The 24745-nt window shown below is 48.7% G+C and carries 18 protein-coding genes; 3 read left to right on the plus strand and 15 right to left on the minus strand.

Annotated elements, in window-relative coordinates; translation table 11 throughout:
- Positions 1-506 precede the first annotated feature (506 nt).
- The 13 genes from hisD to CRN95_RS00290 form a co-directional block, all read right to left on the minus strand.
- Positions 507-1796 (minus strand): histidinol dehydrogenase, encoded by a 1290-nt coding sequence (hisD, locus tag CRN95_RS00230; protein ID WP_014544877.1) that lies wholly within the window; start codon positions 1794-1796, stop codon positions 507-509.
- Between the two features lie 71 nt (positions 1797-1867).
- A complete protein-coding gene (cimA, locus tag CRN95_RS00235; RefSeq protein ID WP_097019765.1) occupies positions 1868-3475 on the minus strand; it encodes a citramalate synthase in 1608 nt (535 codons plus the stop codon).
- A 138-nt stretch (positions 3476-3613) separates the two neighbouring features.
- Complete coding sequence (locus tag CRN95_RS00240; protein WP_097019766.1) at positions 3614-4729, minus strand: hypothetical protein; 1116 nt, start codon at positions 4727-4729, stop codon at positions 3614-3616.
- 16 nt (positions 4730-4745) lie between these two features.
- Positions 4746-6218, minus strand: a complete 1473-nt coding sequence (locus tag CRN95_RS00245; protein ID WP_235002788.1) for a hypothetical protein — start codon at positions 6216-6218, stop codon at positions 4746-4748.
- A gap of 151 nt (positions 6219-6369) precedes the next feature.
- Positions 6370-6981, minus strand: coding sequence for a peptidylprolyl isomerase (gene slyD, locus CRN95_RS00250; RefSeq protein WP_097019768.1), 612 nt, complete (start codon positions 6979-6981; stop codon positions 6370-6372).
- A 96-nt stretch (positions 6982-7077) separates the two neighbouring features.
- Positions 7078-8553 (minus strand): NAD(+) synthase, encoded by a 1476-nt coding sequence (gene nadE, locus CRN95_RS00255; RefSeq protein ID WP_097019769.1) that lies wholly within the window; start codon positions 8551-8553, stop codon positions 7078-7080.
- A 106-nt stretch (positions 8554-8659) separates the two neighbouring features.
- Positions 8660-10039 carry a hypothetical protein gene (locus CRN95_RS00260; protein ID WP_235002789.1) on the minus strand — a complete coding sequence of 460 codons (1380 nt, stop codon included), beginning with the start codon at positions 10037-10039 and terminating at the stop codon, positions 8660-8662.
- 181 nt (positions 10040-10220) lie between these two features.
- A complete protein-coding gene (locus CRN95_RS00265; protein ID WP_159462246.1) occupies positions 10221-11087 on the minus strand; it encodes an NAD(P)H-binding protein in 867 nt (288 codons plus the stop codon).
- Position 11088: 1 nt separating this feature from the next.
- A complete protein-coding gene (locus tag CRN95_RS00270; RefSeq protein WP_097019772.1) occupies positions 11089-12552 on the minus strand; it encodes a DnaA ATPase domain-containing protein in 1464 nt (487 codons plus the stop codon).
- 426 nt (positions 12553-12978) lie between these two features.
- Positions 12979-14349, minus strand: coding sequence for a chloride channel protein (locus tag CRN95_RS00275; protein WP_097019773.1), 1371 nt, complete (start codon positions 14347-14349; stop codon positions 12979-12981).
- Between the two features lie 9 nt (positions 14350-14358).
- Positions 14359-15126: a thioredoxin-like domain-containing protein gene (locus tag CRN95_RS00280; RefSeq protein WP_088629758.1), complete on the minus strand. Its 768-nt coding sequence runs from the start codon at positions 15124-15126 to the stop codon at positions 14359-14361.
- A 24-nt stretch (positions 15127-15150) separates the two neighbouring features.
- Complete coding sequence (locus CRN95_RS00285; protein WP_235002790.1) at positions 15151-15606, minus strand: hypothetical protein; 456 nt, start codon at positions 15604-15606, stop codon at positions 15151-15153.
- A gap of 108 nt (positions 15607-15714) precedes the next feature.
- A complete protein-coding gene (locus CRN95_RS00290; RefSeq protein ID WP_097019775.1) occupies positions 15715-16890 on the minus strand; it encodes a dihydroorotate oxidase in 1176 nt (391 codons plus the stop codon).
- A gap of 121 nt (positions 16891-17011) precedes the next feature.
- Between CRN95_RS00290 and CRN95_RS00295 the strand changes: the two genes are divergently transcribed.
- Together CRN95_RS00295 and CRN95_RS00300 are read left to right on the plus strand one after the other, a co-directional pair.
- Positions 17012-18385 (plus strand): M20/M25/M40 family metallo-hydrolase, encoded by a 1374-nt coding sequence (locus CRN95_RS00295; RefSeq protein WP_097019776.1) that lies wholly within the window; start codon positions 17012-17014, stop codon positions 18383-18385.
- Positions 18386-18394: 9 nt separating this feature from the next.
- Positions 18395-19084 (plus strand): NAD-dependent deacylase, encoded by a 690-nt coding sequence (locus tag CRN95_RS00300; protein WP_097019777.1) that lies wholly within the window; start codon positions 18395-18397, stop codon positions 19082-19084.
- A gap of 94 nt (positions 19085-19178) precedes the next feature.
- On the opposite strand, the gene CRN95_RS00305 is transcribed toward CRN95_RS00300, so the two are convergent.
- Both CRN95_RS00305 and CRN95_RS00310 read right to left on the minus strand, forming a co-directional pair.
- On the minus strand, positions 19179-19523 hold the full coding sequence (locus CRN95_RS00305) for an Hpt domain-containing protein (protein WP_088629600.1): 345 nt from the start codon (positions 19521-19523) through the stop codon (positions 19179-19181).
- Positions 19524-19526: 3 nt separating this feature from the next.
- Complete coding sequence (locus CRN95_RS00310) at positions 19527-21239, minus strand: EAL domain-containing protein (protein WP_088629599.1); 1713 nt, start codon at positions 21237-21239, stop codon at positions 19527-19529.
- A gap of 417 nt (positions 21240-21656) precedes the next feature.
- Here CRN95_RS00310 and CRN95_RS00315 point away from each other — a divergent pair, with 417 nt between their 5' ends.
- Positions 21657-24716, plus strand: coding sequence for a hybrid sensor histidine kinase/response regulator (locus tag CRN95_RS00315; RefSeq protein ID WP_097019778.1), 3060 nt, complete (start codon positions 21657-21659; stop codon positions 24714-24716).
- The last annotated feature ends 29 nt before the right edge of the window (positions 24717-24745 follow it).

Consider the following 24745-nt stretch of genomic DNA (forward strand, 5'->3'; position numbering starts at 1 on the left):
TAGAAAGACGAAGACAAGAATGCAATGAAGGTGGCTAAAAAAGAGGTTTGAGGCAATCGAACAGACTTTTTTTTGCGTTTTTATGCTACTAAACATTCATTTTCAGCAATTTAGTAGCACATTTTTTACTTTGTTCAATAGATTTTTGATAATGAAAGAGTGTCATATGCTATTAAATCAGCATTTCAACAATTTTAGTAGCATAATTACAGCGTTAATTCTGAAAAAAAACGCCCAGATTGGTTAATTTATTCAAAAATTATGCTACTAAATTCGGATTTTTAAGCATTTAGTAGCACATTTTCGCATTTTGTCCACTTTCAGCGAGCGAAAAACGCTTTTTCAGCAAAAAAAAGCTCCGCAAATTGCGGAGCCGTTTCATAAAATGTAAATAGAACTGTGTAAGGAGATTCCGGCTCGGTGGCCGGAATGACATCACTGCCGGGAGATGCCCGCTTACTTCGACTGCGCTCAGCACAGGCTCCGGCGGGCATGACAATTCACAATTACAGTCTCTTGAGGACTGCGGCGGCGTGGTGGATGAAGCCTTCTTCGTTCGCCACGACAGCAATTGCCTTCGCGTTCTTCTTGATAGCCTTTTCGCTATACTTGATGATGCTCATGCGCTTGAGGAAGTCATAGACGCCGAGCGGGCTGAAGAAGCGACCCGTGCCGTTCGTTGGGAGCACATGGTTCGGGCCTGCAAAGTAGTCGCCCACCGGTTCAGAAGACCAGGGGCCGATAAACACGGCACCCGCATTTTCAATCTGGGCTGCCATGGATTCAGCTTCGTCGGTCATGATTTCCATGTGTTCCGGAGCAATGGCATTAGCAATGGCCACACCGTCGAACCAGTCCTTCACCACAAGGATGCGACCGAAGTTGTCGAGCACCTTTTGGAGCAATTCGCGTTTCGGGGAATTTTCCACCTGAATGTCCACACATTCACTAATCATCTGTGCGGTTTCCATGTTGTCTGTAATGCAGATAGCAGCTTCAAAGCCAGAACCGTGTTCCGCCTGGCTCAAGAGGTCAGCAGCGACAAAGTCCGGATCGCAGGTGTTGTCTGCAAGCACGAGCACTTCGGACGGGCCAGCCACCATGTCGATATCGACAATGCCAAAGACTTCCTTCTTCGCAACGGCGGCAAAGACGTTACCCGGGCCCACAATCTTGTCGACACGTTCCACGACGACCTTGCCCTTGCCATCCTTGGCTCCGTAAGCGAGCATGCCGATAGCCTGAGCGCCACCGATGTGGTAAACTTCGGTAATGCCGAGTTCGCAAAGCACAAAAGCCACCGCGCGATTGATTTCGCCCTTGATCGGAGTCACGACAACGATGTCCTTGACACCAGCGACAATGGCCGGAACCGCATTCATAATGACGGTACTCGGATAAATGCCAGCACCGCCCGGAACATAGAGACCCACGCGCTTCATCGGACGAATACGCTGACCGAGAACCACGCCGTCCTTGCCTTCCATGAGCCAAGAATCTTCCATCTGGTTCACGTGGAAATCGCGAACATTCTTGATAGCCTGCTTGAGAGCGCGCTGCATTTCGGGCGGGCACTTGGCGGCAGACTTCTTGATTTCGGCTTCGGACACGCGGAGGTTCTTGCCTTTGAGGCCATCGAACTTCTGGGCGTATTCCACAGCCTTCGCATAACCGCCGTTCTTGATGTCGGCGAGAATGTCCATGACCTTGTCGTGAATTTCCTTGCTCGGAGCAACTTCACGACCACAAATTCTGTCAATCTCTTGAGACTTCGGAGTGACTTTTACGATTTTCATTTTAACAGACCTTCTATTTTTTAAACTCTAAAACCCAGCGCGGTTCGGCAAATTGTCACGGTTCAGCTATTTTACACGGACGCCACATCCAAATGCTTGTATGCATTCGGGATAACGTTGTCTTCAAGCAAAATCTTGTACGTAAGGCCATCGACAAAAGCAGTCCAACAGGCCTCAATGATGTTGCTCGAAACGCCGACCATGTTCCAGTAGCCGTGTTCATCGCCAAACGTCGTCCACACGCGAACCGTCGCATCGGATGCCACATTGGAACCGAGCACGCGCACCTTGAAGTCATCCAGGCGCACACTTTCCATGCACGGGAAGAACGGCAAAAGCGCCTTACGGAGAGCGGCATCAAGAGCGTTAACCGGACCGTCACCTTCGCTCACCTGGTGGCTAATCTTGTCGCCCACCTGGAGCTTGACCGTAGCCTGCGACACAGAAACACCCTGCGGCGTTTTGTCTTCAATCACGCGGTAGTTGAGCACTTTGAACGGTTCCTTGACCATTCCCAAGTGGCGGTAGACCAAGAGCTTGAAGCTCGCTTCGGCGGAGTCGAAATGCCAGCCCGCATTTTCGCGTTCCTTGATTTCCTTGAGGAGGCTTGCCACCACCGGATCCTTCTTGTCAATGCCCGGCTTGATGGCCTTGAGCTTTTCGACAACGAGAGAACCACCGGCCTGGTCGCTCGTGACAAACACGCGGTCGTTGCCCACGGTATGCGGGTCGATATGTTCAAAGCTGCGGCTGACTTTCATCACACCATCGATATGAGCACCGCCCTTATGGGCAAAGGCAGCATCCCCCACATACGGAGCATGCACGTCGCTCGGCAAGTTCACAATCTGGTCGATGTTGCCGCTCAGCTGGCGCAAGTGAGAGAGCTTCTTGGCAGCCGTAAAATCGCAGTCCATCTTGAACTTCAAATCGGCGGCAATCGTCGTGAGGTTTGCGTTACCACAGCGTTCACCGTAGCCATTCACCACGCCCTGCACCATCACGCAACCCGCCTTCACAGCGTAAATCGAGTTTGCCACGGCAAGACCACTATCGTTATGGACATGGATGCCAAGCGGCGTCGAAATTCTAGCCTGAACCTTCTTTACGATTTCTTCGATTTCCCACGGCATCGTTCCGCCGTTCGTATCGCAAAGCACAATGCAATCGGCATGGCCAAGTTCAGCCGCCTTGAGCGTTTCGAGCGCATATTCCGGATTCGCCTTGTAGCCATCGAAGAAATGTTCCGCATCGTAAATCACCTCTTCGGAATGTTCCTTGAGGTATGCGACAGAAGACTCGATCATGTCGAGGTTTTCTTCGAGAGTCGTGCGGATAACGTCCGTCACATGCAAATCCCAGCTCTTGCCAAAAATCGTCTTGACCGGAGCTTCGGACTTGATGAGCGCCTGCAAAAGCGGATCGTTCTCGGGCAAAATACCCGGACGGCGCGTAGAGCCAAATGCGGCAATTTTTGCATGCTTGAGCTTTACGTCCTTGATGAGCTTGAAAAATTCCTCATCGGTCGGATTGCTGGGGTTCGGCCAACCGCCTTCAATATAGTCAAATCCAAAGTGGTCCAAAATTCGAGCGATCTGGACTTTATCAGCTAAGGAGAGACTTATTTTACGGTCTTGGTTACCGTCACGGAGCGTTGTATCGTATAAAAGGACTTTCATGTGGGTAAAAATAGAAAAAACATCACCGTCATCCTGACACTGAAAGTGGAAGGATCCAGTAAAATCAAGACATAACTGGATTCTTCGTCCTTGCGGACTCAGAATGACGTATGAAGCAAGAATTGAATATGAGCTTAGTTACTCGCGATCGTCGAGGGGTTCGGCGTCTTCGGGTTCTTCAACAGTCCATTCGCGGATGTGCTTTGCAAGTTCAGTTGCTCCAGCGCGTTCCACCTCATCCGAAATCGCATTCAGCTCAGACGCATCGAGGCCCGGCAAATCGCGTTCGTAATGATTGACGTAGCTTTCGAGCAATTCGAACTTCTTGAGATTTGCAAGGAGCATCATCAAGCTCGTGTCGCACTTGCCGCTATCGCGGTACTTGATGTGATCGAACAAAAGCTTGTCGACGCCAGCGTCGTCCTTGAGCATGCAGAGTCTCGAGAGGTTCATGACCTTCGGGTAGCATTCGTACAAACGCGTGGCGTACTTGAGACAATCCGTCTTGCGGCCTTCGCGGTCAGCAATGGCGGCCTGCAAATCGAGGAACGCTTCTTCGTCTTCGGCACCCGGATCTTTCACATCGCCAAGCCACTGCTTTGCCATAGAAATGTTGCCAGCAACAAAGTAGGAGTTTGCAATGTCGATGAGCGTTGCATTGCTCTTGTCCGGGTCCTTGTAAAGCGAAGCCTTCGCAAAGTTTTCAGTATCCTTGATGGCATCCGCCATATCGCAAATCGCATCGAGAACGTCTTCGCGATTTTCAAGTTCCGTCGCATCAATCACGCTCAGGAGCTCTTCAATCAAAGCCTTTGCACGTTCCACCGGCATTACATCTTCAATCGAGAGGAACACGACCTCGCGGCCTTCCCCACCCACATGGCGCACCGCCAAATCGTGGATCAGGTCCGCAATGTAATCCTTGTCGTCATAAGTCTTCGCGACTTCGATAAAGAACGTTCCGGCATCGTAGAACAAGTCGTTCCACGTATCCATTTCTTCGTCGTCTGCCTTGAAAGCCAAGAAATCGCAGCGAAGCGTCCAAGCCAAAAGTTCAAGCTGGAGCTTCACATCCTTGATTTTTTCAATATCGTCAAGACCATTCGCAATAGCCTCGTACAGTTCGTCCGGGCGGTGCAACAAACGGCTTTGTCCGTTCACAATTTCGCAAAGAGTCTTGCGAAGACGGTCTTCTTTACCACGAAAAGCCGCCTCAGCAGAAGGCGACTTCCAAAATTTTTTCTTTTTAGCCATGTTCTAAATGTAGAAATTACTTAATCCAGCTAAAAGACGGATAGCCGTTAAACTTGGTCGGATCGATGGTCCAAACACTGCCGGCGCCGTTCAATGTAGCCACAAACGTAGCAGCCTTCATATCGGCAGTCGTAACGCCCGTCGGGATGGCGATGCCAAACGGAGCATCACCACCAAAGACCTGGCAGCCTTCACCAACCGTCGAGTCATAAAAGACATTTGTCAAGGTGATTGTCGATTTGCCACTGCCGGCCACGGTTCCTGCATAGTTTTCATTAGGAATCGTTCCTGCATTATAGCTCGATTCGACATTGGACTGGCCATCAATAATGCCTGCAAGACCGCCCAAATTGGAAGCCTGCCCAGCCAATTCACCTTGGTTGAACACATTCTTTGCCGTAGAGTTTTTCAAGCTACCGAAAACGCCACCAGTTGCCATTGCCTTCTTTACAGAGACCTTCCCTGCATTGAAAACTTCATTGACAACAGAATTGTTCGAGGTTTCCGCAAAGACACCTGCAACATTGCTCATCGCGCCTTCATCGGCGGTAACAGCACCATAATTGCCAACGTGATCAGCCTTAGTCGATGAAAGGGAGGCGATAACACCAGCGACATTCGAAGTTCCTGTCACGTTACCGTAATTCAGCAAATCACGAACAAAGCCAACGTTTTCAGCAGCACCTTCATTTTTAGTTGTAGTGGCAAAAGCACCAGCAACACCACCTACAGTGGACTTGCCCGTGACATCAGCTTTGTTCACCACATTATCAAACGAACCATCTTGCAAGCGGCCAACAACACCACCCACAGAATTTTCGCCCTTTACAATACCAGAGACTGCAACATTAGCCACACTGACATTCGAAGCTTCACCGACTAAGCCGCCTACGCGGTCCTTTCCGCTAATTTCGATATCTTCAAGAACGCAGTTTTCTACGATCGTCGAATCCATCTTTCCGGCAAGGACACCTGCATTTGTGCCGACGCTCATCTTGGCGCCCTTAAGCACAACATTACTGATGCGAGCTCCACGGGTCAAGCCAAATAGACCGCTATAGCTAGCCGTATCGCTGATAGTCAAGCCTGAAATTGTTTTGGAACTACCGTCATAAGAACCGCTAAAGGAGCGATTTCCATACCCATAGGCATTCTTTCCAAAAATGCCAATCGGCTTCCATGCTTTTGTAAGCGCAATATCTGCGGTCTGTTTAAAATACATGCCCCTAAAGGTCATTGCTGAATCGCTTACATAGAACTCGATGGATGCAAGTTGCTGTTCATTGGTAACAAGGAACGGATCTTCAGCTGTTCCGCTACCACTCCAGACATCCGAAAAATCTCGAGTTAGCTTGACCTCTTTCTCGTTTTCTGGAATAGAGTCAAGCGGGGGCTGCTGTTCTTCAGGTTTTTCACTTTCAGGCGCTGTAGTTGCAAACGATGAATTATCATCACTACAGGCAAAAAGAAACATTGGCAACGCTGCCACAGATAAAATTTTCGCAAAACGCATATCCAACCTCTGGTGTAAATTGCCACACTCCTCGATTTAAATTAAATAAAAAAAGACCGGAACGTACGTCCGGTTCCAGTCTTTTTTCACATTTTTTAAGGGAAATCAGCGAGCGTCGCCCAAAGCCTTACTTACCGTGGTGTTCAGCGTGGTGTTCGCAGCCGCAGCCGCCGTTACCATCGCAATTTTCCTTGTTGCCATGGCCACCGCATTCGCATTCGTGGCCTTCTTCGCCGCACTTGCATTCATGGTCTTCGCCGTCATGACCACCGCAGCAGCAGTGATGTTCAAACGGCTTGAGGTCTTCTTCTGTTGCTTCACGGACGGAGACAACTTCGATAGCAAAGTTGAGATTCTTGCCAGCAAGTTCGTGGTTTGCATCGATGATAGCCGTCTTTTCGCCAACAGACTTGATGCGAATCGGCATCGGGCCATTCGGAGTCTGGGCATAGAACATCATGCCGGCTTCGACATGATCGACACCCTGGAAAACGTTCAGCGGAACTTCCTGGGTCATGCGTTCATCGTATTCGCCGTAACCTTCAGCCGGAATGACGACAACATCAAACTTGTCGCCCATATCGTGACCGACCATAGCCTTTTCGAGGCCCGGAACGATCATGTGCATGCCCTGAATGTACTGGAGCGGTTCGCGACCTTCCGAAGAATCGATCACGGCACCTTCGTCGGACTTGAGGGTGTAATGCATCTGGACGACTGTTTTTTCTGCAATTTTCATAAATATCCTTTAGAATCGCGAGTCAAACCCGCGGTTGAACTATGAGTCGCAAATGTAGAAAAATTAAGAATTAGGATTTCGGAGTTCGGAGCGATCTTAGCAGCTCAACTGGCTTTCGCGGTATTCGCCGCCGAAGGCATGCCCACTTACAGAGAGTATCGGCGGGAACTGGATGCGCTTAGCCAAGGCAAGTCCCTTGAACCTACGGTACCAGAACCGCATGTCCTCGAGAGCCGCTTCAACCGTCGGGAGATGAGCCTTAAAGTAGGCGGCATCCACACCGAGCGTTTCGCAGAGAGTCCCTTCCATCGCAAGCCTTTCGGTATGCGCAAGGCTCACGCCCTTCTCGACCCACATGGCAAAGAGCTTGTCGTGGTATGGGTAAAGGATCGGGTCGCCCTTGCCTTCATCGACGTTCATCGCTTCGGAGAGTTCCGCACTCGCCGGAATATCGATCGAAGCCTTCGGGATGATTTCTGAATCACGGTTAATGTAACGAGCAAGCGCATAGACCTGCGTTTTCCACAAGTCTCCAAGAGCGCACATCACGCCGCAAGTGTCACCGTACAGAGTGCAGTAACCGACCATCGCCTCGCTCTTGTTGCCGTTGCAAGTCACACCAGCGCCAACAACAGAAGCCACCGTTGAAAGGATCGATGCAGAGCGCGTCCTCGCCTGCAAGTTCTCGTGGTTGATCCCTGCAATTTTCATCACGGTGTCGTTGCGCACAAAGGAGCAACGTTCCAGCGTGTGGCAAACAGATTCAATAATGTCCGAAATTGGAGCGACCATGTACGGCGTTCCAAGGTTCTCGGCCAAGTCACGAGCCGCATTCTTTGTCGTATCCGAATTGAAGCGCGTCGGCATGTTCACGAGATACACGTTCTGCGGTCCAATCGCTTCGGCATAAAGCGCAGCAGAAACAGCACTATCAATGCCACCGCTTGCGCCAATGACCATGCGCGAGATATGGAACATCTTCAAGTTTTCGCGGATCATGAATACAAGCGCATCGTGAATTTCGGCGATTTCGCTCGTGTACGGTTTTGAAGAATCCGCATAAACTTGCACATTGCCATCGACAAATTCGACCACCGCTCCGGCCTCGCTAAAGAGAGGCATTTCAAAGACGATTTTTCCATCGCAGTCAAACACACGGCTGCCGCCAGCAAGCGCATAGATGTTCTTACCGGTATTGTCAGTCCCGACACCGTTCAGGCAAATGACCGGCATCGCACAATCCTTCGCCAAGTGCGAAAGTTCCTTGTTCTCGACTTCGCGACGGCCAACCACATAAAAGTCACTGCCATGGGTCACATGGGCCACATTCAAAAGTGGCGTATCGTCAAGCACGTCACCGCACAAGAAGAACGGCATGTTGCCCGCATACTTGCGGATTTCGGCCCAGTCTACAGGGAGAGCCTTGTTCGAAGGCCCCGTCAAAGCATTTCGTGGAAACACAACGCAATCTACTTCGGCAGCCTTAGCGCGATCAAAAGCAGCCTTCATCGTTTGCATATTTGCCGAGACATTGCCCGGCAAAATCTTCATCTGTACCACATAAAGTTTCATTTGGATATCCTCTGCTCTAGAAAATAAAAAAATGCACCGCCCATGAGCGATGCATTTTCTTAAAATACATTCCTAATTCCGAAATCCTGATTCCAAATTATCCGGCTTACTCGTACTGCGGAGCATCGAAAGAGGTCGGGATTTTCGGCGTATCCGTATCATTATGAATGAACGAGAATCCGCTAATCTTGTTGGTTGCTTTATCGATCGGTCCCGTCTGGAGCTGTCCATGGAGGCTCGATGTGCACTTATCCGGATGCAAGCACCCCTTATTGCGCATCATCATGTGGTAACCATAGATTTCCCAGACGCCATTCTTGGCCTCAACATTCTTGTTGCCTTCAAATGCAGAAAGTTCGTAGGTACCATCAGCCTTGAGCGTGAATTCCCAATCGATACCATCTTTCTTAGCTTGCCATTCGCCGACAAAATCGCTAGCCTTTTCGTATTCATATTCGCTAGCTTCGACGTTGCAGTTCATTGTCGCACCATCTGAAGCAATAGTGTTGTCCGTTCCGACAGAATAGGCATACATCGAATAAACAGGCTTGCTGAAATATGCAGGGCGCATCAACAACGTGCTACGCTGGATGTCATAATGCCCGCCGATCCAGTAAGCAAGCTTTTTGCCCGCCGTAACGTCAACGATATACGAATTGTCGAAGAACGTAAATGTTCTCGTCGTATCGCCATCGGTGCATTCGAAAATTTTGTTCTGAATGTCGGCAGCTTTGGAGACTTTACCCTTCTGAACAGCAACGCTTGCCTTTACAGCTTCGTTATAATCTTTCGATCCGTTGACAGAATACTTGACAACGTCATCCTTATCGACAATGAACGAAAGCGTGAAACCGTCCTTGGACTTGAGTTTTTCCAAAATCTTTTTAACGGCATCCGTTTCTGCATACTGCTTGCCAACATTGTCATCAGTGAATTTAACTTCGCCATTTGCAAAATCCGTATAAGTAACAAGCCACATTTCATCTGGAATGCGGAGAGCGATAAGGCCCTGCTTACTGCCGGTCGACAGGTAAACAGTCTGGTCAAAAATCTTGAGTTCATAGTTCTTTTCGAGGTCTGCAAGCTTTGCAGCATGAGCGCCTTTCGGCGCGTCAGCAGAAGACGAAGATTCCGGTTCTTCAGCGCTTGAAGAGGACTTGTCATCATCCTTGGAATCAGAAGACTTTTCATCATCCTTTGCAGAGCTAGAAGAGCTCTTTTCGTCCTTGGAATCAGAGGACTTGTCATCACCCTTCTTAGAAGAGGAGGACTTGTCATTATCCTTTGAATCAGAAGACTTCTTATCATTGGATTTCGACGAAGAGGACTTTTCGTCGCATTCATCGGAATCGCAATCATCTTCTTCGGAAGAAGATGATACTTCTTCTTGGTTATTCTTTGGAGAAGAAGGGCTATCGTCGTCTCCGCAAGCAGCAAAGAGGAAAGCCGAGGAAACTAAAAGAGCAAGTAACTTTTTCTTATTCATACATATTAATATAATCTATTTAGTCCAATTTGGACCAATAAATGTTTACAAATTACACAGTAAACAAGCAAAAAAACGCTTAAAAACGCCAAATTTTCGAGAAAATGTATTATATGGAGATGCCCGACTGTCATCCCGGACTTGTTCCGGGACGGGCATGACAATTCCTAATTCTTAATTACTAAAAAGGGCAACCCGGATGATATTCGAGGTCGCGTTCGGCATCTTCGATGGACGGGGCAGCATCGTACAAAAATCCCGCTAAAGCCTGCTCGGCAGACACGCGCTTGCCTCCAATCCAGTTTTTCAGGACGGCAAGTCGTTTGGAAATCCACCACGGAAGCGGAACCATCAGATGATGCATCCCGGCGTCAGTCAGCACATGCTTAGCCATCTCCGCCATCGTCATGACCGTCGAGCCCGCAAGGGCGTAAGTCTTCCCCACCGCACTTTTCATAAGCCCAGCCACAGCGATTCCCTTGACCAAATCCACACTGCAAACCGGACGTTTGAGACATTTGCCACCCCCCGGCATAAAATAGACCGGGAATCGCTTCACGTAATCGCGGAACATGTTGAACTCGACACCGCCCCCATCGCCAATCACAAGCGTCGGGCGCACAATCGTCCAGTCAAGTCCGGAGGCATGCACCAAAGCCTCGCCCTTCTTTTTGCTTTCGCCATAAGGCGTAAGCACTGGGTACGTCACGGAAATGCTAGAAACATAAAGGAATCGCCGCACACCAGCAAGTTTGCAAGCCTCAATAACATTGCGGGTTCCCCACGTATTCACGTGTTCAAAAGTACCGCGTTTTGTCGATAAAAGAATTGCCGCCAAGTGATAGACGACATCGACGTTTTCGAACGCATCTCGGATAGAATCAAAATCAGTCACATCGCCATAACGGACGTCCACCTCGCTCGGTAAGGACTTCGCCAAAGAATCGCCCGGAAGCGTCAAGACGCGGACACACACTCCCCGTGCTATTAGTTCCCGGCACAACGCCTTCCCTACGACGCCGGCGCCACCCGTTAAAAGAGCAATCATGCTAGGCTTCCAGCATATAACGGATATCTTGAACACGCCTTGCGAGGGACGCATCCGTTTCCATCTGCTTTTTGAGGGAATTTATGGCGGCGATTACAGTGGCATAGTCCCTGCAGAACATCGCACCGATATTCTGGAGCGAATCGGTCGTGAGTTCGCGGCAAAGGAACATCGCCACCTTGCGGGGCATAGAAATTGCGGCAGACTGGCGCTTGGACGAGAGTTCACAGACTTCGACTCGGTAATCCATAGCCACCGCTTCAATAATGTTCTTGGCAGTGAGTTCCACATGGCCGCCATGTTCCGACGGTGCCACGAGGCGCTTCACGCCATTCAAGTTCAAATCAGCCTTGCAGAACATGTTCATCGCGCCAAGGAAGTTCAAGAGACCTTCAATCAGGCGAACGTTCTTACGCGGCTGCATCGAGAGGTAACGGCAAATTTCTTCGCGGTCAGCCTTTGCAAACGGCAAGTCCTCGGACTTCTTGCTGATCAAGTTCATGCGGGTTGCAAGGTCCGGTTCATCAATGCCCACAGCCACACAGGAGGCAAGCGGAGCAAGGAGCTTCTTGGAAATACTCGGAATCGAAGATCTCGAAGAACCGCGGGATTCGTTATCCGTATCGACCACCCTAAACAAGTTCGGATGGCGGTCGCAAGAAATCACGACCTGCTTGCCTTCGGCGCGCAAATGCTTAATCAGAATAGCAAGGCGGTCTTGCGTCCAGAGGCCCTTTTCCAAGAGCTGCACATCGTCGAGCAAAAGCACATCGCAAAGCTCATAGCGTTCGCGGAACTTCTGCGCAAGCTCGCGCACATTGCCCGTCTTGTTGTGGAGTGCAGACGCCATAGCCGTTGCATCACGCAAAAAGTCATAAGCGTGGCAATAGACAATGGAAGCTTCTGGACGGCTCTTCTGGATTTTTGCGGCAATGGACTGCAACAAATGCGTCTTGCCAAGGCCACTTTCGCCATAGACAAAAAGTGGATTCAAAGCCGGGTCACCCGGATTTTCAGCAACAGCCTGGCATGCGCGGAAAGCCGTGGAATTGCACTCCCCTTCGACAAAGTTTTCAAAAGTATAGCGGGCGTAAAGTGCCAAAGGCTGCTTCGGGCGCTTGACTTCGGCCTTCTTTTTCTCGGGACGTGGAATAACCGGCATCGTGAGCTTGATTTCGGGAATCGGGTCCGTTGGAGCAATCTGACGGATGCGATAATCAACAAATTCACTACCAAATACAGCTGTAAAGGACTTGCGCAATAAATCGCCATAGTGGGAATTCACCCAGTTCTCGCGAAGCTCGTCGGGAACAGTGAGCAAGGCATAGCCATTGCACATTCCCTCATAACCAAGAGCGTCGAGAATGACGGCACCAAAAAAGTCCTTACATTCCGAACGCACGCGGTCGAGCACCTGTTGCCAGGGCGACTCTGCAATATCCAACAAAGAAACAGTATTTTCCACGATCTAAAAAACCAATCCAAAGTATAAAAGAGCAAGCAAAAAATAAGAAACGAATCCCGAACCACAAGCACCCCAACTATTTTTTTTTCGAAATCCCTATTTTTCGCTCAAAAATGGCAAAAAATTTTTAGAAACAATTTTTATCACACTTTTTCCAGTTTACACCACCCTTACGAACGTATGTGCAACAAAATTATCACTTATTATTAGCACAAGTTATCAACAGGTATTTTTTCAAACATCCCTTGACAAGAATTTCCTTACTTTAAGCATACAAAATATTATACAAATGGCGAAATTTGCTCAAAAACGCCACTTTTTTGCATTATAAAAAATGTAACTTGGTGAAAATCAACAAGTTACGTGCAAGCTACAAATACAAAATTTTGGGATTTTTTAAGGTTTTCCATAAACCTAAAACAAACGCTATTCCTTAGCAATTTTATCGTACGCCTGGATGAGCTCGCGGTCCATGTCACGGCGGTGCGCCGGGGACGCAAACTTGTTGAGCACCTGGCTCTTGTAAATCGTCCAGTTGCGCGAGAAGGCAATGTGCATCACGGATGCAATCAGAAGCCCCGGCAGTAAACTATAGCTACCTGTCATTTCGCAGACCATCACGACGCCTGCAATCGGAGCTTTTGCAGCCCCCGCAAAGAACGACGCCATCCCGACGAGAATGAACATTTCGGGCATGCGGATAACTCCCGGGAACGCAAGTTCGCATATTCCTGCAAACATAGCGCCAATAACCCCACCAATAAATAGCGATGGTCCAAAGACACCCCCGGAACCGCCCGAACCGACCGTAAGCGCGGTCGCCACAATCTTTGCAAGCACGATACCGAGCAAGAGCAAAACGCCCCACAGCGAATGCGGCACAAGCCCCGCCATTAGGTTGTCAATAAAATCAAAGCCGCCACCCGAAACTTCCGGGTACGCAAGAACCAACAGAGAAATGAACGCGCCACCCAACGCAGGCTTGAGCCATACAGGGATTTCCCACTTGCTGAAACGGCGCTCCGACTCGTAGTAAAAACGCACGTACAGGTACGAGAATGGGAAGCAAAGTACGCCAAGCAACGCACATGCCAAAAGCTCGACGCCCCCCGTAAACGGGAACGCAGGCACGCCACCGATCAAAGGCGAAGTCCCCACAAACGCCACATAAACAGCAAACGATACCACCGAGGATACAATCGAAGTTGCAAAAGCGTTCGATTCAAAGTCCTCGCGGTAAAGCATTTCGACCGACGTGAGCGCACCTGCAAGAGGAGCCTTGAAAATAGCGCCAAGCCCTGCCGCCGTGCCCGCCAGCAAGAACTGTCCACGCATCATGCGCGGCATCTTGAAAAACTTGCAAATCGTCGATGCAATGCCTGAGCCAATCTGCGAAATCGGCCCTTCGTAACCTGCCGAACCGCCCGTCGCAAGCGTGATGATGCTTGCAAAGAACTTGACCGGCGCCACGCGCGCACGAACGTTCCCGCCCTGATGATGGAATGAATAAATCATCTTGTCGGTGCCCTGCCCCGCCGTCTCCGGCGCACGCGCCACCTTGTGGATGAAAAGCCCGACAACAAGCCCGCCAATCGCAGGCACCGCAGCAAAAGCGTACCACGGCAAAATTCCAAGCGTCCACGGCATGCGAACCCAATCCACCGCGTGGTCAAGCCCCCAATGGAACGCGACCGCGACAAGCCCCGTCACAAAACCGATTACTGCGGCAAGCCCAAGCTTTGGCAAGTAACCGTTCACCACGAGGAGTTTCGCTATTGTACGATGAATCCGCTTCACAGGCCGCAGCTACTTTTCGAGAACTTCAAGCACGAGCTTTTCGAGCATTTCAAAGCTCGGAGCGCCACTCCAGACGCGCTTGATATAGCCATTAGAATCAAGAAGCATGAGCGTCGGGACCGCATGAATCCCGTAACGGCGCCAGAGTCCCTGATCAGCATCGCGGTAAAGCGGATACGGAGATGCATGTTGCTTCTTGTAGAAAGCAAGGAGCGGCTTGGTCTGTTCGGACGAAATGCCGATGACTTCGAGCCCCTGGCTAGAATACTTGTTATAGATTTTTTCGAGCACGGGGAGCGTCTGGCGGCAAGGTCCGCACCAAGTGGCCCAGAAATCGAGAAGTGTCGCCTTCGGAGCTTCCTTTCTCTTTTCGCCATTCTTGTAGAAGTTCTTGCCAAATTCAGCCATCTTGCTTCCGATAGCAGAACCCGTGAGGCTTGAAATATCGTCCGGGCGTTCCGTAAGCGTGACAGTCAGCGGGATACGCTTGCCATCGCGGAAAATTTCAATCGCAACCTTCGAACCGACTTTCGCCTTCTTCATGACATCTTGCATCTGCGCCACGTTGACCAAATCCTTGCCATCAAAACCGATAACCAAATCGCCCGAAACAACACCAGCTGCCAAACAACCCGATTCCGGATGCACACCAGAAACAAGAAGCGCAAGGTGATTTTCATAGAGGGATTTCTTGTAAATGAGTCCAAGCCACGGTCCCGCAAACGCAGAAGCCGAGAGAAGCATGATAACACAAATTGCACGAATGATTTTCGACATTTGATCCATCCTATAAATTGCTATTTAAAAGAGATAAAAACCGATATTCATAGCTGCAGTAAAATGAGCCTCGCGATAAGAAAAATCATTTTCCTTTTTGGTTAGAGGCTCGCCAATAATGTAACTGGCGTTCAATTCGATACGGCACAAGAAACTTGCGTTTTTGAAAAAGGTAATATCACGTCCATAGCCAAGCGTCACTCGCGGAGGGAAATAGCTTTTGTCAAAGTGCTCAAAAGAGACAAACGAAGCGCCTAGGCGAACAAAGTCATCTTCGCGAGTTCCGCGGAAAAAGAATCGCCAATCTACGCCAAGTTCAAAATAATCGCCCGAAAACAAGGCTGCCCCAAAGAAGTCCACCGAATGGTGCTTATGGAAGCGATACTCGCCACTCAGCAAGATTCCGGGATGCACAGCCCCCAAATAATAGACAAGTTCTAGCTCGCCTCCAAACGAGAGCGCCGAAAGCGTATCAGCCACAGGAGCCTCTTCGTAAGGTTGCTCGATAAAGTATCCAGCAAAAGACTGGACACATACAAGCAAAAGCGCTGCGAAGAATATCCTAAGGCTCCGGAGCATCAGCGATCATTAGCCCTTTGGATTCTTGGCGTCGTAATCAGCGAGAGTCCTGAAACCGTCTTTCGAGAGAGCTTCTTCAAGTTCCTTGCGCATGGCATGGGCAGCCATCCAGCGGAAAGCCACAACAGAATAGCACTGCACCGCATCGACGCCTAGCTTGATAAGGTCGTAAATCTTGTAGCCATGGTCAATGCCACCGCAAGCCATCACGCTCATCTGCGGGTAATGTTCGCGAATGAACTTGACATTCTTGACCATGTTTTCGTAAAGTGGGCGGCCAGACATGCCACCGCGATCGCCGTCAGCACGGAGCGGGGTCAAATCATTGTACTTCACATGAACCGGGAGGTCGGTGAGCTTTTTAGTCGGATACGTATTGCCGATGACAACGCCATTCACGCCTGCCTTCACAAGAGCATCCATGATGGTCGCCGTATGTGCTTCGGCCATATCCGGGCTGAGCTTTGCATAAACGGCCTTGCGGTAGCTTTGAGCATCGCGGTATTTCTTGATTTCAGAGAAAATCTTGTCGATAAAGGACATGTCAAGATCGAGGCGGTTCTCTCCCGTATTCGGGCAGCTCACGTTAATTTCGATGTAGTCTGCCACGCGGTAAGCAATGGAGAAACTTTCGATGATGTCCTTGACTTTTTCATTTTCGTCCGTAAGGCCCGGAGTTTCGGCAACGGAGATGCCCACGCACATTTGAGCCCTATGAGCGGCTGCAATTTGAGCGTCCGTGCGACGTGTCACCGCTTCAACGCCATCGTTATTGAGGCCCATGCTGTTGTGAATAGCACGGTCTTTTTCAATAAATCCGATACGCGGTCTATGCGTATTTCCTTCGCGGACGTGACGAGTAGCTGTCCCGACGGAGATGCCGCCAAATCCCATGTTGGCAAAATCGCAAATGCGAAGAGCCGTCTTGTTTGCACCAGCCGCAAGCACAATCGGAGCCCCAAAATGGAGCGGATTCGAGCCATCGGCAAACGTCACCACGCGATTCAGAGTCTTGCTCAAGTCCGGGCGACCGCCCATGAACGGAATCACCGGAGCAAAGCGTGCCACATGCTTAAAAGAATCATGGCGAAATTCCGGATTGTTGTGGAAAATGCGACGAATGAGAGCCAAGATGCGGTCGCTCACGCGCATGTAATATTCGTGGTTGATGCAATTATTGTTCATGGGTAGTAAAATAGAAAAATCTGCCACCAAAGACATCCCCGCAAGACTTATAGAACCAACAAACCACCTATTGCCATGATTCGAAAAATTTTATAATTCTTACTAGACAAGAGAGTAAATTATGCAAAATCAAATCAAGAAAGATATTCACGAAAACATGCCACGCTATATCGACATGCTTTCGAGCCTGGTAGCCATCCCCTCCATCAGTTTTGACAATTTTGACCAGAAGTACGTTTTGGACTCCGCGAACACCGTCAAGGCGATGTTTGAAAAAGCGGGACTCACGAACATCCAGTTTTTGATGCCGCCGAGCGGGCGCCCGAGCGTTTACGCAGAAAGCCTTACAAGCCCGGACAAGCCGACCATCCTTTTGTACGCTCATCACGACGTGCAGCCGCCCATGCGAGAAGCTTTGTGGGACACGCCGCCGTTTACGGCCACGCAGAAAGGCGACCGTCTCTTTGGACGCGGCACCGCTGACGACAAGGCGGGAATCATCACGCATCTCGCAGCCCTTGAACAGGTTCGCCGCGAACTCAAGAGCAACGGTCCGAACCTCAAGTTTATCATTGAAGGTGAAGAAGAATCCGGAAGCGCAGGCTTCGAAAAGATTCTCACGGAACATGCAGAACTCTTGAAGAGCGACGCCGTCATTATTGCAGACCTCGGGAACTTCGCGAAGGGAACACCGTCCATCACGACGACGCTCCGCGGCATGAGCGCCATCAACGTCACGCTCCGTGCGACAAAGGCTCCGCTCCATTCTGGCTCTTGGTCCGGCCCGATTCCAGACCCCGCCCAGGCTCTTTGCCGCATGATTGCAAGCCTCACCGACAAGGACGGCAAGATTCTCATCCCGCATTACGAAGATGACATTATCCCGCCGACCAAGGAAGAGCTTGAATCTTACAAGTCGCTCGGCATGACCGAAGAAATTTTCCGCAACGACGGCGGCGTTCTTGAACAGGTCAAGTTGAACGTTCCCGAAGACGAAATTTTGCTTTCGTTGTGGCGCCGCCCGAGCATCATCGTAAGCACAATTGAATCCGGATCCCGCGTGAACGCCGGTAACGTGCTGCAAGACAGCGCCTATGCCCGAATCGGCATCCGCCTGGCACCCGGCATGGACGCCGTGAAATGCACCGACATGCTCGCCGACTTCCTCAAGGCCCAAGTTCCGAACAACATGGAAATCACCATCGACAAGGAAGGCGGCGCCAATCCGTTCACGACCGACACGAATCACCCGTTCTTCAAAAAGATGAGCGAAGCCATGACAGACGCTTACGCCTCCCCCACCAAATTCATAGGCTGCGGCGCAAGCATCCCAGGTGCAGAGCTTTTCCGTAACACGCTCGGTAACATCCCGATTTTGCTCACGGGCCTCGAAGACCCGGAATGCAATGCCCATGGCGAAAACGAAAGCCTTTACCTGCCCGATTTCGAAAGCGGAATCGTTGCAGAAGCGCTTTTCTTTGCATCTATTTCGTAAGGAGGAACTATGAAACGTAAAAGACTCGTCGTACTGACAGGCGCAGGAATCAGCGCGGAATCTGGCCTCCGCACATTCCGCGGAAACGACGGCATGTGGGAACACGAAAACATCGAAGACGTCTGCACGCCAGACGCCCTCCGTCGCGACCCGAAGCGCGTCAAAGACTTTTACAACTTCTTGCGAAAGGGTCTCCCCGAGCATCAGCCGAATGCGGCGCACATCGCGCTTGCCAAGCTCGAAGAGCGCCTCGGCGACGAATTCTTGCTCGTGACGCAGAACGTCGACGACCTCCACGAACGTGGAGGAAGCAAGCGCGTTTTGCACATGCACGGAGACCTGATGAAACTCCGTTGCACCAAGAACGAGCATGAATTCGAATTCACGGGAGAAGAAACATTGGACACAAAATGCCCGATTTGCGGTAGCCCCGTGCGCCCGGACATTGTGTTCTTTGGCGAAACGCCTTTGTACATGGACGAGATTCAAGAAGCACTCATGAACTGCGATGAATTCGCCTATATCGGCACAAGCAGCGTTGTGTATCCAGCAGCAGGTTTCAAGAGTTTTGCGAAATCGTACGGAGCAAAAGTCACTTGCTTAAATCTAGAAACCCCCTATGGCGACCCGTACACGGACGTCGTCATTCAAGGGAAAGCAACAGAAATCGTTCCCAAGTGGTGCGAAGAATTCAAGTAGTCATTAGTTTTTAGTCATTAGTTTTTAGTTAATAGTTTGACGAATTTCACGATTATAATTCTATCGACTATTGACCAATGACTATTGACTATTTTTATTCAGCACAAAGCTTGCCGAGCTCATCTCGTTTTTCGAAAAATTTGACCAAAAGTGCGCTGTAATCCATTTGCGTGCGATTGCGCAAGAGTTCGGTAATCTCGACAGCAAGCGTATATAGCGGCGTGAGCGAAAGGTTCCCGAGAACGCCCTTTAGTGCATGAGCCGCTTCAAACGCACCATCCAAGTCCTTGGCCGCAACTTTCTTCTCCAATCGTTCAAAAGTAGCGTCGTCAGGAATCGTCGTCACCAGTTTCAAATACAGGGCTTCGTTTCCAAAGCAGCGTTCAAGGCCTTCGGCCGTGTCGACACCGAAAGAATTCAGTTTTTCAATAGTAATCACAGGTTATTCCCCTTTTTTCAAATTTTTTTCACTTATTTCACGCTCTATAAATGGAGCAAAATCCATTGCAGGCACAGGCTTGGAGAAGTAATACCCCTGAATAATATCACAGCCCATTTGTTTTAACATGTTTAACTGAGATTCGGTTTCAACGCCTTCAGCAACTGACGGAATCTTGAGAAACTTCGCAATTTCAATAATAATCTTTACGAGTTTCAAGTTGCATTCGTCCTTTTCCATATTACGGACAAAAGACATATCAATCTTTAATACATCAACCGGGACCGTAGTAATCATGTTCAAGGACGAGTATCCTGCACCAAAGTCATCCATTTCTATGCGGAATCCATTTTTACGTAGCTTGTCAACAACCTCGACAAGTCTATTCGTATTTTCGGAATATGCACTTTCTGTGACTTCCAGCATGATTTCGCTCGTAGAAATTTCATACCTTGAACAAATGTCTTCCAGCTTTGCTTCAAGATCTGGATCCATGATGTTTATACGGGAGACGTTCACAGATACCGGTATAGATTCTCCATACAAATCTTTCCAACGTCGGATTTGTGCAGCAGATTCCTTCCACACATAGTTATCCACTTTGCGGATAAGCCCGTTAGATTCAAATAATGGAATAAAATCACCTGGATTAATGAAGCCCAGTTTCGGATGAATCCAACGCACCAGCGCCTCAGCGCTCGTCAGTCGCGGTTTTTCACCCACAATGCTATACTTGGGCTGGTAATAGACTTTCAATTCCTTATTGGCAATGGCTTCATCAAGATCATGGATGAGAGTTTCTTCAAAGATATACTTTGCATGCAATTCATTATTGTAACGCGCAATACATTTCGATGAATCACCGCGATTTGAATCACAGGCGATCTTTGCGCGGTCAAACCAAACTTCAATTTCGAATTCTCGGCTGACATTTTCCCAAATTCCATAACGGATTCGAATATTGCTGATATGGAAAAAGCTTGCAATTACAGAATCTAAGGCTTTACGCAAATCAGAATAATCTTCCTGATGCTCTGCAAAAATGTAGAACGTATCCGCATGGGCACGGCACGCAAAAGCATTCATCTGCGGAACAAGCGCGAGCAGGGCTTCACCAATTTTGGAAAGGAGCATATTGCCAAAAGCACGCCCACAAAATTCATTCACCAAATGGAAGCGTTCAATATCGAAAACCAGAGCGTCCCTGGGAATCTGCTTACCCAACAGTTCCGATCGGCGTACATACTCAAAGAAGTAGTCTTTAGCCAAAAGCCCCGTAAGCACATCTTTTTCGGTATTGCGGATGATACTTTTCTTTTCAAAAAGTTCAATAATGCGCTCGCACCGAGCTAATACAACTTCGGGCAAATTGAACGGTTTCGTGATAAAATCAGCGGCTCCAAGCTTTAGACACTTGATTTCAAAAGCCTTCTCCGAAGTCATTACGACAACAGGAATCGACTTTAGACGATCGCTTTCAACGCGGTGTTCCAGGAACTCGATGCCACTCATCACAGGCATAATCAAGTCCAGCAACACAAGCGAATACTCGACATCGGGATTCATCAGCATCCCAAGTGCGATTTTTGCATTGCTCGCGTAATCGACCGTATAAACCGTCGAAAGGAAATTTCCTAAAATTTCGCGGTTCACCATTTCGTCGTCTACAACAAGTACACGACGCCTTAAAACACCCTGTTGTCCAACAAAATCCATGTGGGCAATCTCCAATCCATTCTATGAGTCTAAATGTAAGAAATAGACACAAAATAGATTATGTTTTTTTAGTTACATTTTATTCATTATAAAGCTTTATTTACAGGTTCACGATGTCTTCTTCGTAATTTCCGATATCGGGAATCATCAATCCAATCAATTTATTTGTTTTGTCCATAATTTCCACACCCGTAAAAAAGGTGTGACAAATTTAAACATAAAACTTATGTATGAGTATTTCTTTTTTATTACTTATTTCACAAATAACAATGACACTTTATGTCATTTTACTAAAACTTCTTACATTTATATAACTTTGCTATCAAATTTATTACAATGACAACTTATAGCACAACGTTACTTATATTTGCGCTTACTTAATACAAATACAACCTAACTTATAAAGGGAAGGATTATATGGTGTGGAAAAAAAGGAACGGCATAAAAGACACAGCCGTCGGAAACATCGTTATGGCCATAGCTCTAATCGCAGGCTTTATAGTCCTAGGCTATAGCGCGGTACAAAACGTTAGCTCCATGTTCATGGAAGAACTGGCCGGACGTAGAGAACAGTTTGTTGAGTCAAAACTTGAAGACTATATCAACAGCCTTGAATTTGCTGTTGAGCTTTTGACAACAGAAAATTTATCTAGTGAAAAAAACTTTCAATCATACCAGTACCGTCTAAAGCATGTCTATGGATTGGAACGATTCGCCTTCGTCGATTCAAACGGGCTCATTTACACCTCCAACGGAACACGTAACGACATCGATCTTTACGATTTCGATTACAAGAATCTCACCAAGCCCGTAATTTCACTAAAAAAAGCCGAAGACGAGAACAAGACACTCATCGTCGCTATTCCAATTAACAACAAATATTACAACAAGAAAAAACTTGTCGTTTCCTTTATGGAAATCACCATTGCGCGCCTTCTCGAAGGAGTTTCCCTACAGTTAGACACGAATAGCGCGGCATCTTGCAACATTTATACAAAAGACGGCAAGTCGCTGAAGAGCATGGTTCTCGGAGGACTCACCAACGATGAAAACTTGTTCACAGCCATGGAGCACGCAACATTTGAAGATGGCTACACCATTGACAAGATTCGTGAAGACTTCGCGGCTCACAGGCAGGGTTCTACGTCATTTTCATACAACGGCATGCAAGAAACCGTTTATTATATGCCCGTCAAGTCTACAGACTGGATGTTGACATACCTCGTTCGTGACAACGTTTCCACAGAACAGATGAGTTCCTTTTCTGAAGGCATTCTTGAGAGGAACCTCATCATCGCCATTATTATTTTATTCGTCATCATTATCTTATTCATTTTCTTCCTTATCCAAACACGACGCACAGCAAAGCTCAAAATCGAGCGTGAAATCATTGATGCCGAAAACAGAGTCAAGCAGAAGAAACTTGAAGACGAACTTGAGCTCCAGCAAAAGCTCATTGACCAGGAGCGCAAGCGTAACGAACAAAGTTACATGATTACGGCAATGGCATCAGATTACCAAAGCGTTTTTTATGTAGACCTGGAAGAGGACATCTCTATTTGCTATCGCAAAAACGATTCCGTTCCAACACCATTCAAGAAGGGTGACAAATTTAAATTCAGCGAATCGTTTACTCAATACGCCCATAAATACGTCGCTCCGGAATACCAAAAGAAATTTCTTGAATTTATCGACCCCGCAAACATTGTCAGGAGATTGCAGAAAAACGCACTCATTGCGTTACGCTACATGGTCATCCGCGACGGCAAGGAAAGCTACGAAATGCTTCGCATGGCAGGCGTGCGAGATGACGAGAACAGCGAAACGCTCCGCATTATTGGCGTCGGGTTCTCCGACATTGACGAAGAAATGCGCGACTCTCTCGCCAAAAACCAAGCACTCATTGATGCGTTAAAGGTCGCCGAAGAAGCGAACAAGGCAAAGACCGTTTTCCTCTCGAACATGAGCCATGAAATACGCACCCCGATGAACGCCATTATCGGTCTTGACAGCCTTGCACTCCACGAAGAAAACATTTCCCCAAAGATGCAAGACTATCTCGAAAAGATCGGTTCCTCTGCCGAGCACCTTTTGAGCCTCATCAACGAAATCCTAGACATGAGCCGAATCGAAAGTGGAAGACTGACTATCCGCAACGAAGAATTTTCTTTCACGAAACTTCTCGAACAAGTGAATACCATTTTCAACGGCCAGTGCGAAGAAAAAGGCATCCATTACAGCTGCAATGTCGACCCAAAAATCGACAGCTATTATATTGGCGACGGCATAAAGATCCGCCAAATTCTCATCAACATTCTTGGAAACGCAGTCAAATTCACGCCGAAGGACGGCAATATAGCCTTTGACATCAAAAAGACGGCTAAATTCGACAAAAATTCTACGCTCACCTTCAAGATTAGCGACACCGGCATCGGCATGAGCAAGGAATACTTACCCAAGCTCTTTGAACCGTTCAGCCAGGAAAACTCGGGAACGACAAACAAGTACGGAAGTAGCGGTCTTGGGCTTGCCATTACCAAGGGTATTGTCGACATGATGAACGGCAAGATTGAAGTCGAAAGTGAAAAGGGCAAGGGTACGACATTTACGATTACGCTCACGCTTTTGAATTCTGGCCGCTCCGATGTTATCGAAAGTAACGATGTGGAAATCCGTCCGAGCGAAATGAGCGTCCTCGTCGTCGACGATGATGATGTGGCATTACAACACGCCAAGGTCGTTCTTGAAAAGTCGGGAATTGCCGTCGAAACAGCCCCTTCAGGACGAGAAGCCATCGAGATGGTAAAGCTCCGCCACGCTAGATGCAACCCATACAGCCTTGTCGTTTTGGACTGGAAGATGAACGAAATGGACGGCGTAGAAACGGCTCAACAAATTCGCGCAGTCACAAGCGACGACACGGCAATCATCGTGCTCACGGCCTACAACTGGGACGATGTTCTGGACGAAGCGCACGCCGCTGGCGTCGATAGCTTTATCGCAAAACCGATCTTGACGGACCACCTTCTGGACGAACTCAAGGACATCCTCAAGAAGAAACGCCAGCATACAGCACCCAAAAAGACGAAGGCGGAACTTACAGGAAGATGCATCCTCCTTGCTGAAGACATGGAAGTGAACGCCCAAATCATGATTGAAATTCTGAAGATGCGTCAGGTGAGTACGGAGCATGCCGAAAACGGAAGAATCGCCGTCGAGATGTTCGAAAAATCACCAGTCGGCTATTACGACGCCATTCTTATGGATATGCGCATGCCAGAGATGGATGGCTTGGAAGCGACGGCGGCAATCCGCAAATTGGACCGCCCCGACGCCAAAAAGATTCCGATTATCGCGCTCACGGCAAACGCATTCGATGAAGATGTTCAGCGCAGCTTGCAAGCAGGCCTCAACGCACATTTAAGCAAGCCTGTAAAGCCCGATATCTTGTTCGAAACGCTCGAAGGAATGCTGTAATAACTATCCTATCTCTAAAAGGAAGGCTG

This window comes from Fibrobacter sp. UWB16 (genome assembly GCF_900215325.1).
Classification (GTDB): domain Bacteria; phylum Fibrobacterota; class Fibrobacteria; order Fibrobacterales; family Fibrobacteraceae; genus Fibrobacter.